Genomic DNA, 13166 nt, shown 5'->3' with positions numbered 1-13166 from the left:
AATGAAGCCCCTGGTCGCAATTGTCGGACGCCCCAACGTGGGCAAGAGCACGCTGTTCAATCGGCTCGTGGGCCGGCGCATCGCGCTGGTCCAGGACGAGCCCGGCGTGACGCGGGATCGCCACTACGCGGACGCGGAGTGGGAAGGCCGCCAGTTCACCTTCATCGACACCGGCGGCTTCGTGCCAGGTGACGAGGACCAACTCCTCCAGCAGGTGCGGGAGCAGGCGCAGCTGGCCGTGGACGAGTGTGACGTCATCGTCTTCGTCACCGACGCCCGGGCGGGCCTCACCGCCGCGGACGAGGCCGTGGCCAACTACCTGCGCAAGAGCGGCAAGCCGGTGGTGCTGGCCGCCAACAAGCTGGACAACACGTCCGGGCAGATGCAGGCGCTGGCCGGTGAGTTCTACCGCCTGGGCCTGGGCGACGTGCAGGCCCTGTCCGCCGAGCACGGCCTGGGCATGCAGGAGCTGTTCGACTCGGTCGTCGCCAGGCTGCCGCCCAAGGAAGAGGGCGAGGACGCGGAGGCGCCGCCCGACGACGGCATCATCCGCCTGGCCATCATCGGGCGGCCCAACGTGGGCAAGAGCACCCTGGTCAACGCCATCCTGAAGGAGAAGCGGGTCGTGGCCAGTGAAGTGGCGGGGACCACGCGGGACCCGGTGGACTCCGAGCTCACGTACAAGGACCGCAAGCTGCTGCTCACCGACACGGCGGGCATCCGGCGCAAGAAGTCCATTGCCCAGCGCGTGGAGCAGTTCTCCGTCGTGGCCGCGCTCAAGGTGATGGAGCGCAGCGACGTGGCAGTGCTGCTGATGGACGCCACGGAGCCGGCGGTGGACCAGGACGCCAAGCTGGCGGGTCTGGCCGAGGAGCGGGGCCGCGCCCTGGTCATCGTGGTGAACAAGTGGGACCTGGTGGGCGCGGACCAGCGCCGGCAGGAGACCTACCGCGAGTCCCTCAAGCACTCGCTCAAGTTCGTGGGCTACGCGCCCATCCTCTTCACCTCCGCGCTGACGGGCTCCAAGGTGGAGAAGGTCGTGGACGTGGCGACGGAGCTCGCCGACCAGTTCCGCTTCCGGGCGCCCACCCCGCAGCTCAACCGGCTGCTGGACCACATGGTGGACAACCACCCGGCGCCCATCGTCCGGGGCAAGCCGCTGCGCATGTACTACATCGCCCAGGTGGCCGCGGCGCCGCCGACCTTCACCATCACCGTGAACCATCCGGACGGCGTTCCGGACATGTACAAGCGGTACATCACCAACCAGCTGCGCAAGACGTTCGACCTGCGCGTGCCCATCCGGCTCATCTTCAAGGGCCGGCCCGGGCAGGCCAAGCGCGAGGCCCGCAAGCGGCCTCAACGCCAGGGGAAGCGCTGAGGCGTCAGTGCGTTGACACTCGCGGCGCGCGCTCCATACAGTGCGCCGCTCTTTAAAAGAGGTTTCCAGACGTGGCCGGAACCACCAAGACCGAGAAGATTCGCCAGAAAGAGCTCAGCCAGCCGGACTCCTTCCAGAAGGTGGGCACCGAGGCGAGCGACTGGCTTGCGCAGCGCCAGAAGATCATCGGACTCGCCGCGGGCGTGCTCATCCTGGGCGGCGTGGGCGTGGCCATCGCCAGCGAAGTGTCCAAGCGCGGCGAGGAGAAGGCCTCCCAGGCGCTGGGGCAGGCGCTGACCGTGCTCGACCGGCCCGTGGAGGGCGTGGAGCCCGCGCAGCCCGGTGACACGGAGCCCCCCTTCAAGTCGGTGAAGGAGCGCGACGAGGCCGTGGTGAAGTCGCTGGGCGAGTTCCGCCAGCAGCACGGCGGCACCCCGGCCGCGGTGACGGCCGCCCTGGCCGAGGGCAAGGCGCAGTTCCGGTTGGGCAACTACGCCGCGGCGCAGACGGCCTTCGGCGAGTACCTCAAGGGCGCGGCCCAGAATGATCCGCTCCGCGCGGAGGCCTTCGAGGGCCAGGGCTACGCGCTCGAGGCGGACGGCAAGTACGAGGACGCCATCAAGGCCTTCGAGCAGATGGGCGCCGCGGGTGGCCCGTTCCTGGTGGGCATGGGCGACTACCACAAGGCCCGGATGCTCATCCTCCTGGGCAAGAAGGAAGAGGCGGCCCAGGTGCTGTCGAAGCTGACCACGGCGCAGCCGAACACGGCGGCGGCGCGTCAGGCCGGTGAGCGCCTGGCGGTGCTGGCGTCCGAAGGTGTGAAGGTTCCTGCCCCGGAGGCTCCGGCGGCTGCACCCGTTCCGGACGCGGGGTAGAAACACTCGCCATGACGATGCGGCTCGTGAGCTGGAAGCGTTGGCTGGGTGGCGCTGTGGCGGCAGGGCTTCTGGGCGGCTGCAGTGGCGTGCAGTACTACGGCAATCCGGAGCTGCCCCGGCCGCCGTCGAATACGCCGCTGGAGTACTTCTCCGTCAACTGGTGGGCGGCGCTCGCGCCCCCGCAGACGCTGGAGTACGGGCCGCGTGAGACGGCGACGCCTGCCTATGACGCCGTCAGCCGGACGACCGTCGCGCTCACGCGGGACGGGTTCGCCCGCGGCGTGGGTCCCGACGGCCAGGTGAAGTGGAAGTACAAGGCGGGCAGCCGCTTCAACGCCGGGGCCCGGGTGGTGGACGGCGTGGCCTATGTTCCGGGCGGGGACGGCGTGCTGTACGCGCTGGACGCGGCCTCGGGCGAGGAGAAGTGGAAGTACGTCGCGGGCGAGGCCCTGGCCACGGTGCCCGTGGTCGCGAATGGCCTGGTGCTCGTGGCCTCGGAGAGTGACACGCTCTTCGCGGTGAAGATCGCGGATGGCCAGTGGGCCTGGCAGTACCGCCGGGATCCGCCCACCGGCTTCACCGTCCGCGGCGCTTCGCGGCCCCTGGTGCGCGAAGGCGTGGCCTACGTCGGCTTCTCCGACGGCTTCGTGGTGGCACTCAGTGTCGACGACGGCGGCGTCACCTGGGAGCGCTCGCTGTCCGGCGCCGGTTCCGAGTTCCTGGACGTGGACAGCAGCCCGGTGATGGACGCCAACGGGCAGCTCTACGTCGCGTCGTACAAGAGCGGCATCTTCGCGCTCGAGTCCGAGTCGGGTGACCTGGTGTGGAACAGCGCCGTGGCCGGCATGACGTCGCTGCTGGTCAGCGGCCAGGTGCTCTTCGCCGCAGGTGACGGCCGCGTGGATGCCTACCTGGCGGAGACAGGACGGCTCCTCTGGTCGCATCCCCTGGGGGAACGGGCAGCCTTCGCTCCGGTGTTCGCCCAGGGAATGCTGCTCGTGCCCACGTCCAGTTCGCTGCTGTTCCTGGAGCCCAAGACGGGGCGCTCGCGCGTGTCGTGGAACCCCGGGAGTGGCATCACCGCGCCGCCTTTCGTGGCGGGCCGGCAGTTGTTCGTGCTGTCGAACAACGGCTACCTGTACTCCCTGAACATGAACGGGATTGACGGGTGATGACTCCGGCTCGCAGGACGGTCCGCGTGGTGGCGGCGCTGATTCCGCGGCCGGAGGATGGACGCCAGTTCCTGGTGCAGCAGCGGCTCCCCGGTGGAAGCCGCGCCTTGCTGTGGGAGTTCCCCGGCGGCAAGGTGGAGGCCGGGGAGACGGACGAGGCCGCGCTGGCCCGTGAGTGCCGCGAGGAACTGGACGTGGAGCTCGCCGTGGGCCGGCGGCTCTGGGAGGGCCAGCATTCCTATCCGGACCTGACGGTGGAGTTGGTGTTGTTCCTGGCCCGGATTGTCTCGGGCGAGCCCCGGCCCCTGGGCGCCCACGCGCTGGCGTTCCACACGCCGGCGCAGATGCAGTCACTGCCGTTCTGCGAGGCGGACATCCCGCTCCTGGACGACCTGGTGGCGGGAAGGTTGGGCGCGCTCGATTGATGCTGCAGCGGACGTTCCAGCACATCCCCAGTGTCGGTCCCTGGCGGGAGAAGGACCTGTGGTCCCGCGGCATCCGCACCTGGGATGACTTTCCGGAAGCCGGCCAGGGGGTGGCGCTCAACCGGAAGTCCGACGACGTGGCCCGGGCGCGCATCGCCGAGGCGAAGGACGCGCTGGCCCGCCGGGACTTGCGCAAGCTCGCGGAGCTGCTGCCGAGCCGGGAGCACTGGCGGCTGTACCCGGAGTTCCAGGACGACGCCGTCTATTTCGATATCGAGACGGACGGCCGGGAGGCCCAGGCGCCCACGGTGGTGAGCCTGTTCGATTCGAAGGGCCTTCACGTCTTCATCCAGGGCCGGAACATGGACGCGCTGCCGGAGGCCATGGCGGCCCGGCGGCTGTGGGTGACGTTCAACGGCTCGTGCTTCGACGTGCCCGTCTTGCGTGACTACTTCGGCCCCGCGCGATTTCCGGTGCCGGATGCGCACATCGACTTGCGGTTCGTGACGCGGCGCCTGGGAATGGGCGGCGGCCTGAAGGAAATCGAAGGGAAGATTGGCGCCGAGCGTCCGCCGCACATGAAGGGCGTGAATGGCTACGACGCGGTGCTGCTGTGGCGCGCGTACCAGCGCCGCGGCGATGTGGAGGCCCTCCGGTTCCTCGTCGAGTACAACCTGTACGACGCCTTCCAGCTCCGGACGCTGATGGACGTGGCGTACAACCGCGGCACCGACGACTTGAACCAGGATGTTCCCCGGCTGCCAGTCTTCGAGCGTGGCGACGTGCTTTACGACGTGAGCCGCATCATCCTGGAGTTGGGGCCGACCGAACGCGATCTGCAGACCCTTGCTCGCGTCCGGGCCATGGAGCAGGGCGGCTGAGCGGGCAGGGTGACTGTGCCCGGTTCACCGTCCTGGCAGCAGCCGTGCGTTCGCGAGTACCGGACGGTGAACACCTGCGCGTGTGAAGTGTAGCGGTCTGGTGGAATGACCTGGGAAGGCGTTTGTAGGTTGAAGGGTCCACCTACGGAGGAATGAATGAACGACCCGACGAATCCGACGCCGGCCGAGGTTCCCGAATCCGCTCAGAGCTCCAAGAGCAAGACGCTGGCTGTCGTCCTGGGCCTGGTGGGCCTGGCGTTGGTGGCGTCGTATTTCGGTCTGCGGCGTCAGGAGTCACTGCCCGCGGAGGTGCCCGCGATTCCGTTGGAGCCCGCTCCCGAGACGGCCGCGGCGCCCCCGACGATGCCGGAAACGTCGCTGCCGGAACGGGACGCCGAGGTCCGCAGCCTGGCGAGCCAGCTTTCGCCTGACCCCGAGCTCGCGCGGTGGATGGGCGAAAAAGACCTGGTTCGTCGCTTCACGGCCGCGGTGAACAACATCGCGGAGGGTTCGAGCCCGCGCACGGTGCTCGGGTTCCTGGCGCCCACGGGGGCTTTCCAGGTGACCCAGGTGGACGGCACCACGGTCATCGATCCGGCCAGCTACGCACGCTACGACACCGTGGGCCGCGTGATTGGCTCCATTGACACGCAGTCCGCGGCCAGCGTGTACCGTGAGCTGAAGCCGCTGATCGACCAGGCCCACGCGGAGATTGCGCCGCCGGGACAGACATTCAGCAGCGCCTTGAGCGCGGCCATCCAACATCTGCTCAAGGTGCCCGTGCAGGAAGGTCCGGTGGAAGTCGTTCCCGAAGGCGCGCTGTATGCCTATGCGGCGCCGGAGTTCGAGAACCTGAGCCCCGCGCAGAAGCATCTGCTGCGCATGGGGCCCCAGAACATGCAGATCATCCAGGCCAAGCTGCGGGAGCTGAAGAGCTCGCTGGGGCTTCCGCCGGTCGCGGACCGCTGATTCAAAGCCAGTCCCGGGCCGCTCAGCCTCAACGGCGCTTTTTCTTGCCGGCGGGCTTGGGCGGAGGGGCTGGCTTTTCCTTTTCTCCAGCGATTTGAAGGGTTTGGCGGAACTCGTCGACGTCACGGCCCAGGCCGTCGGTGAACGCGGTGCCGGTCTGGGCATCCACGACCAGGGTGTACTTGAAGCCGGACTTGAGCGGCTTCGGCAGCTGGATTCGGTAGACGAGGCCGGTTTCGGATTCCTCGACGTCGTCGTCGGACACCATGGCCCGGTCGGCTTCGTCGAACAGGCGGACCCGGTAGTTCTTGAGCGGGCTGGACGTCCGGAGCTCCAGGAGCGACGTGGGCTCAATGATGGTCGCGTCATCTGGCGCCGGGGCGATCTCCGTGAGGCTCGCGGCGGCGATTCCAGCGTCCTCGGCCACGCCCGCGTCGTTGGCAGGTGCCACGGCGGGGGCGCTGGGCGGCGCCTGGTAGCTGAGTGAGAACCGGGTCGGCGGCGGCGTCGCGGGGACCTGGGGTACCTCGGCGACCCCTGAGTCCGGGGTGGCGGCCGGCTTGTCCGGGCAGCCCGAGAGGACGAGAGCGCCACAGCAGGTGGCGGCGACGAGTCCGAATCGAAGAAGACGCATGTGGCGGCCACGGTATGCGCCGGGATGGACGCCGGAAAGCACCGAGTGCCGGGCAGCCAGCCGGGCCGTGGGTTGGCGGCAATGGGGTTGCGGATAACCGTCCAGGACGTGACCTCTCCCTCTGAAAGAAGGTCCGATAACATGCGTTATGTAAACTAAGCGGGCGCGAAACCTGGGGTCGATTCAGGCCGTTCCCCGCCCTGGGTTTCTGGGCCGTCCGGGCCGGTTTCGGGTCCGTCGATTGCAGTCGAATCCGGCAGGATCTCCACTCCCGACGCCCCGCCATGACCTTCTTCGATTCGCTCGCCGCGGATGTTCGCTTCGCGCTCCGCACCTTCCGCCGCTCACCCGGCTTCGTCGCCGCCACCGTGCTGTGCCTGGCGCTGGGCATTGGCGCCAACGCCGTCATCTTCAGCGTGGTTCACGGGGTCCTCCTCCGGCCGCTGCCGTACGCGGAACCCGAGCGGCTGGTCAGCCTCGTCGAGCTGCGCCCCCAGGGCTATGGCGGTCCGGTCTCCTGGCCCACGTTCTGGGCCTGGCGCCAACACAGCCCGGCCTTCGAGCACATGGCGGCATTCACAGGCGGCGGCGTCACCCTCCAGGCCCAGGATGCGCCTGAGCGCCTCCAGGCGCTTCGCGGAACGGCTGACTTCTTCACGGTTCATGGCGTGCCGCCCTTGCTGGGCCGGACTTTCGCGCTCGACGAGGACCTGCCCGGCCAGGCCCCGGTCGCGGTCCTCAGTGAGCGCCTCTGGCGCGCCCGTTTTGGCGCCGACCCAGCCGTCCTCGGCCGTTCCGTGAGCCTGGATGGCCTGTCCCACACCGTCATTGGCGTGATGCCCGCGTCTTTCGATGCAGCCACCGACGTGTGGCTGCCCCTGGTGGCTCCGCCAGACGCCGCCGCTCGGACCCGCTCCACGGTGCTGACCCTCCGGGCCCGGCTGGCGCCGGGCTTTTCGCTGGCCTCCGCCGAGGCCCAGTTGAAGCAAGTCGCCGCGAACTCCGCGGCGGCCCAGGCGGAATCCCACCGGGACCGGAGCGCCCGGGTCATTCCGCTCGATGAAAGCCAGACGCAGTCCTGGCGGGCGCCGCTCCAGGTCCTGCTGGGGGCCGTCGCCCTGGTGCTCCTCATCGCGTGTACGAACGTCGCGAATCTGCTGCTGGCCCGCGCCGGCACCCGGCGGCGCGAGCTGGCCGTTCGTCTGGCCCTGGGCGCTGGCCGGGCCCGGGTCGTCCAGCAGCTCCTGGTCGAAAGCCTCCTGCTGGCGTTTCTGGGCGGCGCGCTGGCCGCATTGCTGGCGCGTTGGGGCCTGGACGCGCTGCTGGCCCTGGCGCCGGAGAGCCTGCCCCGGCGCCAGGACATCGCGTTGGACGGCGCGGCCTTCCTGTTCCTCCTCGGAATCACCAGCGTCAGCGGCCTGGCCTTCGGGCTGCTTCCGGCCCTCCAGGTCTCCCGGCTGGACGTCCGTGGTGGGCTCGCCGCCGCGGGCGATGGCAGCACGGTGCCGGGCTTCGGCCGTCGCCTGGGGGCCTCGCTGGTGGTTGTGGAGATCGCCCTATCGCTGGTGCTGCTCGTCGGCGCGGGCCTGCTCGGACGCGGCTTCCTGCACCTGCTGGGGACTTCCACCGGACTTGCCCCCGGCCAGGTACTCACGCTGCACCTGTCCATCCCAGACGACCGGTTCTTCAAGGACGGCGCCCTGGACGCGGAGCTGCCGGGACGGCTCTTGGAGCCGGTGTTGGAGGCGGTTCGCGCGCTCCCGGGCGTCACCGCGGCGGGCATGACGTCCGTGCTCCCCATCCAACGGGCCTGGAACAACGCTCGGTATCAGGTCGAAGGAGCTCCTCTGCCGGAGCCCGGCGACGAACCTCGCGCCGAGCGCCGCGCCACCAGTCCGGGCTACTTCGCCGCCATGGGCATCCCGTTGCGCCAGGGGCGCGATTTCACGTCCCTGGACGCCGCGCCGGACCAGCCCGGCGTGGTCATCGTCAACGAAGCCCTGGCCCGCCGGCACTTTCCGGCAGGCGGTGCCCTGGGCCAGCGGCTGCGCATCGGGGCGACGCCGTACACCATCGTCGGCGTCGTGGGCGATGTCCGCCAGGCGGGACTGGATCGCGAACCGCTCGCCGAGTTCCACGTCCCTCATGGCAGGCCCTGGGGCGATGACGGGCTCGTCCTGGTCACACGCACCTCGGTGCAGCCGGAGACGCTGCTGCCGGCCATCCGGGAGGCCATCGGCCGCGTGGACGGCACCGTGCCCGTCTACCGGGCGCTCACCCTGGAGCAGGTCATCTCGCAATCCCTGGCCATGCGCAGGCTCGTCCTGGGGCTGCTCGGCGGTTTTGCTGTCCTTGCCGTCCTGCTCGCCGCCTACGGCCTCTACGGGGTCATCTCGCTCCGGGTCGTCCAGCGCACGCGGGAGCTGGGCGTCCGGATGGCGCTCGGTGCCCGGCCCGCGGACGTGCTTCGGCTCGTCCTGAGCCAGGGCGCGGGCATGACGGCCTTGGGCCTCGGGGTGGGAATTGGAGCGGCGTGGGTCCTGTCCCAGGTGCTCGCAAGCCAGCTTCACGGCGTCAGCGCGCGGGATCCGTGGACGTTCGGGGCCGTGGCGGCACTGCTGGCAGCCGTGGCGTTGCTCGCCTGCTGGATTCCGGCCCGGCGGGCGATACGAATGGACCCGCTTCAGGCGCTCCGGAAGGACTGACGTCGGGACTTCCGCGTCCCAGGCGCGGGATGCGGAATCCCAGTCATGGCACGCAGCCGGATGACACGTCGCGTTGACGGGAAATCCAGACGCGAATGCGACTTTTTCCTCCGCGTCACGTTGTTCCTCAATGGGCCTGGTTCAAGGTCGGTTTCTCCTCGGAATCCAACCTCTGGCGGCGGGAATCAGGAGCCTGCTCGCATGTTGGGTTCCCCGGGAAATCTTCCCTGTTTTTTACTGGCTTGACCCAGCCAGGAGCTTCCCGCAGAACCGCGACACCCATGGCCCTGGAAAGGACCGTTTCATGAAGCGTTTGTTCGTGATTGCCACCCTCCTCGGCGCGGCTCCCGCGATGGCCGACGAGGGCATGTGGACCTACAACAACTTTCCCTCCGCGAAGGTGAAGGAGAAGTACGGCTTCGAGCCTTCCCAGCAGTGGCTGGACAACGTGCGCCTGTCCTCGGCGCGTCTGGCGGGTGGATGCTCGGCCAGCTTCGTGTCCGCCAACGGCCTGGTGATGACGAATCACCACTGCGCGCGCGGCTGTATCGACCAGCTCTCCACGGCGAAGAAGGACTACATCGCCAACGGTTTCTACGCGAAGACGCAGGGCGAGGAGACCCAGTGTCCGGCGATGGAGATCAACCAGTTGGTCAAGATCACCGACGTCACGGAGACGCTGAACAAGGCCACCCAGGGCCTGACCGGCAAGAAGTACGCGGACACGCTGAAGGCGAAGATGTCCGAGCTGGAGCAGGCCTGCTCCGCCGGCAACGCCAAGGCGCGCTGTGACGTGGTCACCCTGTACCAGGGCGGCCAGTACAACCTCTACGAGTACAAGCGCTTCCAGGACGTCCGCCTGGTGATGGCGCCCGAGCACGCCATCGCGTTCTTCGGCGGCGACCCGGACAACTTCGAGTTCCCCCGCTACGACCTCGACGTGACGTTCCTGCGCGTCTACGAGGACGGCAAGCCGGCGACGACGAACAACTTCTTCAAGTGGTCCGACAAGGGCGCTCAGGAAGGCGAGCTGACCTTCATCTCCGGCCACCCGGGCCGCACCTCGCGTGGCCTCACCATCGCGGAGCTGGAGTTCCAGCGTGACGTGGTGCTGCCCAAGACGCTGATGACGCTCTCCGAGATGCGCGGCATGCTAACGGAGTTCGGCCGCCGTGGCGCCGAGCAGCGCCGCATCTCCACCAACCTGCTGTTCGGCGTGGAGAACTCGGTGAAGGCGCTCAAGGGCCGTCACGAGGCCCTGCTGGACAAGACGTTCTTCGCGCAGAAGGTCGCCGCGGAGCAGGAGCTGCGCAAGAAGGTCGAAGCCAACCCGGAGATGAAGAAGAAGTACGCCGCGGCGTGGGATGAGATCGCCAAGGCCCAGGCGCAGCTGCGCAACATCCGTCAGGACCTGACGTTCATGGAGAACGGCGGCGGCCTGTCCTCCACGCTCTTCCAGGTGGCCCGCACGCTGGTGCGCGGCGCCGAGGAGCTCCCGAAGGCGAACGGCGAGCGCCTGCGTGAGTTCAACCAGGCCAACGTCCCGGCGCTGGAGGCCCAGCTGTTCAGCCCGGCGCCTGTCTACCCGGAGCTGGAGATTGCCCGCCTGACGTTCAGCCTCACCAAGATGCGCGAGGAGCTGGGCTCCGACCACCCCTTCGTGAAGAAGGTGCTGGGCAAGGAGTCCCCGGAGAAGCTGGCCGCCCGGCTGGTGAAGGGCACCAAGCTGCGTGACGTGAAGGTCCGCCAGTCGCTCTACAAGGGCGGCAAGGCGGCCATCGCGGCCTCCAAGGACCCGATGATCCAGCTGGCCGTCGCGCTGGACCCGGACATGCGCGCCATCCGCAAGTCGTACGAGGAGAACGTGGAGTCCGTCATCCGCAAGAACAGCGAGCTGGTGGCCAAGTCCAAGTTCGAAATCTACGGCACCAACCAGTACCCGGACGCGACGTTCAGCCTGCGCCTGTCCTACGGCGCGGTGAAGGGCTACTCGGAGAACGGCAAGCAGGTCAGCCCCATCACCCAGATGGCGGGCACCTTCGAGCACGCTACGGGTGAGGAGCCCTTCGCGCTGCCGAAGTCCTGGCTGAAGAACGAGAAGGCGCTGGACGGCACCACGCCGATGAACTTCGTCTCCACCAACGACATCATCGGTGGCAACTCCGGCTCGCCGGTCATCAACAAGGACGCGGAGATCGTCGGCATCGTGTTCGACGGCAACATCCAGTCCCTGGGCGGCGAGTACGGCTTCGACGAGAGCGTCAACCGCTCGGTCAGCGTCCACAGCCAGGCCATCATCGAGTCGCTGACGAAGATCTACGGCGCCACGCGGCTGCTCGAGGAGCTGCGTCCCGGCAGCACCAAGGTCCCGCCCGTGAAGGCCAGCCCGGCGAAGTAACGCCTTCGGGCGAAGATGGGGCCCCGGCGCGGTCGGCCAGGGCCCCTGAAGCACGAAGAGGCTGCCCGGCACATGTCCCGGGCAGCCTCTTTCGCGTCAGGGCGTCAAACGCCCTACCGCCCTACTCCCATTCGATGGTCGCGGGGGGCTTGGACGAGATGTCGTAGGCGACGCGGTTGATGCCGCGCACCTCGTTGGTGATGCGCGTGGAGATGCGCTCCAGCACGGGGAACGGCAGCCGGGCCCAGTCCGCCGTCATGCCGTCCACGCTGGTGACGGCGCGCAGCACGCAGGTGGACTCGTAGGTGCGCTCGTCGCCCATAACGCCCACGCTCTGCACCGGCAGCAGCACCGCGAAGGCCTGCCACACTTCCTTGTAGAGGCCGGCGCTGCGAATCTCCTCCTGGACGATGGCATCCGCGCGCCGCACCAGCTCCAGGCGCTGCTCGGTGACTTCACCCAGGACGCGGATGGCCAGACCCGGGCCGGGGAACGGCTGGCGGGACACCATCTCATCCGGCAGCCCCAGCTCGCGGCCCAGGGCGCGGACCTCGTCCTTGAAGAGCTCGCGCAGCGGCTCCACCAGCTTGAGCTTCATCGTCTCCGGCAGGCCGCCCACGTTGTGGTGGCTCTTGATGGTGACGGAGGGGCCCTTGTACGACACGGACTCGATGACGTCCGGGTACAGCGTGCCCTGGGCCAGGAACTCCGCGTCCTGCACGTCGCGCGCGGCCTCCTCGAACACGGCGATGAACTCGCGGCCGATGATCTTCCGCTTCTTCTCCGGGTCCGTCACCCCGGCCAGCTTGTCCAGGAAGCGCTGGCGGGCATCCACCGTCTTCAGCGGAACGTGGAAGCGGTCCACGAAGAGCGCCTCCACCTGGGCGCGCTCGTTCTGCCGCAGCACCCCGTTGTCCACGAAGATGCACTGGAGCCGGGGGCCAATGGCCCGGTGCAGCAGCAGCGCGGCCACGGAGCTGTCCACGCCGCCCGACAGCGCGCAGATGACCCGGCCGTGCTCACCCACCTGGCGGCGGATGGTGCCCACGGCCTCGTCGATGAAGCCCTTCATCGTCCACGAGCCGCTGACCTTGCACTCGTTGAAGACGAAGGCGCGCAGCATGGCCTTGCCCTGCGGCGTGTGGACCACCTCCGGGTGGAACTGGACGCCGAACCAGGGCTTCGTCGTGTGGGCGGTGGCGGCGAAGGGCGAATTGCCGCTGCGGCCAATGGCCTCGAAGCCGGGGGGCAGCGTCTCCACCCGGTCGCCGTGGCTCATCCAGACCTGGACCTTGTCCCCAGGGGTGAACTCGGCGAAGGGGCCACGGCGGGCCAGCACCTCCACCTCCGCGTTGCCGAACTCGCGGTGGGCGCTCCGGTCAATCTTGCCGCCCAGCAGCTTGGCGGTGAGCTGGAGGCCGTAGCAGATGCCCAGCACGGGGACGCCGGCTTCGAAGACGAACGGGTCGCACCGGGGGGAGTCCGGGGCCTCCACGGACGCCGGACCGCCAGAGAGGATGATGCCGCGGGGAGCGTACTTGCGGATGTCCTCCGCCGGGAGGTCCGGGCGGTGGATTTCGCAGTAGACGCCCAGCTCGCGGACGCGCCGGGCGATGAGCTGGGTGTACTGGCTCCCGAAATCGAGGATCAGGATTTTTTCGGCGTGCAGGTCCACCTGGGGGTCTCCAAGAGGGGCGTCGTTGACGGCTGGGGGCCCTTATCG

The 13166-nt window shown here is 68.7% G+C and carries 10 protein-coding genes; 8 read left to right on the top strand and 2 right to left on the bottom strand.

Annotation, left to right across the window (positions count from 1 at the left end; all coding sequences use genetic code 11):
* Position 1 precedes the first annotated feature (1 nt).
* The 6 genes from der to FL344_RS07965 all read left to right on the top strand — a co-directional run bounded on the left by der (position 2) and on the right by FL344_RS07965 (position 5706).
* Positions 2-1381: a ribosome biogenesis GTPase Der gene (gene der, locus FL344_RS07990; protein ID WP_141618087.1), complete on the top strand. Its 1380-nt coding sequence runs from the start codon at positions 2-4 to the stop codon at positions 1379-1381.
* 71 nt (positions 1382-1452) lie between these two features.
* Positions 1453-2256: a tetratricopeptide repeat protein gene (locus FL344_RS07985; RefSeq protein WP_090492612.1), complete on the top strand. Its 804-nt coding sequence runs from the start codon at positions 1453-1455 to the stop codon at positions 2254-2256.
* Between the two features lie 11 nt (positions 2257-2267).
* Entirely contained in the window at positions 2268-3431 is a 1164-nt protein-coding gene (locus FL344_RS07980; RefSeq protein ID WP_141618086.1) for a PQQ-binding-like beta-propeller repeat protein, read from the top strand.
* Positions 3431-3856, top strand: coding sequence for a (deoxy)nucleoside triphosphate pyrophosphohydrolase (locus FL344_RS07975; protein WP_141589739.1), 426 nt, complete (start codon positions 3431-3433; stop codon positions 3854-3856). The genes FL344_RS07980 and FL344_RS07975 overlap by 1 nt, the downstream gene beginning before the upstream one ends.
* Entirely contained in the window at positions 3856-4737 is an 882-nt protein-coding gene (locus FL344_RS07970; RefSeq protein WP_141618085.1) for a ribonuclease H-like domain-containing protein, read from the top strand. Before FL344_RS07975 ends, FL344_RS07970 begins: the two co-directional genes overlap by 1 nt.
* A gap of 156 nt (positions 4738-4893) precedes the next feature.
* Positions 4894-5706, top strand: a complete 813-nt coding sequence (locus FL344_RS07965; protein ID WP_141618084.1) for a DUF3014 domain-containing protein — start codon at positions 4894-4896, stop codon at positions 5704-5706.
* Positions 5707-5734: 28 nt separating this feature from the next.
* On the opposite strand, the gene FL344_RS07960 is transcribed toward FL344_RS07965, so the two are convergent.
* Positions 5735-6340, bottom strand: coding sequence for a hypothetical protein (locus FL344_RS07960; protein WP_228564859.1), 606 nt, complete (start codon positions 6338-6340; stop codon positions 5735-5737).
* A gap of 284 nt (positions 6341-6624) precedes the next feature.
* Here FL344_RS07960 and FL344_RS07955 point away from each other — a divergent pair, with 284 nt between their 5' ends.
* Both FL344_RS07955 and FL344_RS07950 read left to right on the top strand, forming a co-directional pair.
* Positions 6625-9045 (top strand): ABC transporter permease, encoded by a 2421-nt coding sequence (locus tag FL344_RS07955; protein WP_141618082.1) that lies wholly within the window; start codon positions 6625-6627, stop codon positions 9043-9045.
* Positions 9046-9349: 304 nt separating this feature from the next.
* Positions 9350-11443, top strand: coding sequence for a S46 family peptidase (locus FL344_RS07950; RefSeq protein WP_141618081.1), 2094 nt, complete (start codon positions 9350-9352; stop codon positions 11441-11443).
* 121 nt (positions 11444-11564) lie between these two features.
* Here the strand turns inward: FL344_RS07950 and guaA are convergent, their stop codons facing one another.
* Positions 11565-13118, bottom strand: a complete 1554-nt coding sequence (gene guaA / locus FL344_RS07945) for a glutamine-hydrolyzing GMP synthase (protein ID WP_141589744.1) — start codon at positions 13116-13118, stop codon at positions 11565-11567.
* Between the last annotated feature and the right edge of the window lie 48 nt (positions 13119-13166).

The organism is Myxococcus sp. AB036A (genome assembly GCF_006547355.1).
GTDB classification, from domain to species: Bacteria; Myxococcota; Myxococcia; order Myxococcales; family Myxococcaceae; genus Myxococcus; species Myxococcus virescens.
The sequence above is the reverse complement of the archived record's forward strand: the minus strand, read 5'-3'. Positions and strand labels throughout refer to the sequence as shown.

Coding starts and splice junctions, on each gene's coding strand:
- der (WP_141618087.1), top strand. CDS start 2: ATGAAGCCCCTGGTCGCAATTGTCGGACGCCCCAACGTGGGCAAGAGC.
- FL344_RS07980 (WP_141618086.1), top strand. CDS start 2,268: ATGACGATGCGGCTCGTGAGCTGGAAGCGTTGGCTGGGTGGCGCTGTG.
- FL344_RS07975 (WP_141589739.1), top strand. CDS start 3,431: ATGACTCCGGCTCGCAGGACGGTCCGCGTGGTGGCGGCGCTGATTCCG.
- FL344_RS07970 (WP_141618085.1), top strand. CDS start 3,856: ATGCTGCAGCGGACGTTCCAGCACATCCCCAGTGTCGGTCCCTGGCGG.
- FL344_RS07965 (WP_141618084.1), top strand. CDS start 4,894: ATGAACGACCCGACGAATCCGACGCCGGCCGAGGTTCCCGAATCCGCT.
- FL344_RS07960 (WP_228564859.1), bottom strand. CDS start 6,340: ATGCGTCTTCTTCGATTCGGACTCGTCGCCGCCACCTGCTGTGGCGCT.
- FL344_RS07955 (WP_141618082.1), top strand. CDS start 6,625: ATGACCTTCTTCGATTCGCTCGCCGCGGATGTTCGCTTCGCGCTCCGC.
- FL344_RS07950 (WP_141618081.1), top strand. CDS start 9,350: ATGAAGCGTTTGTTCGTGATTGCCACCCTCCTCGGCGCGGCTCCCGCG.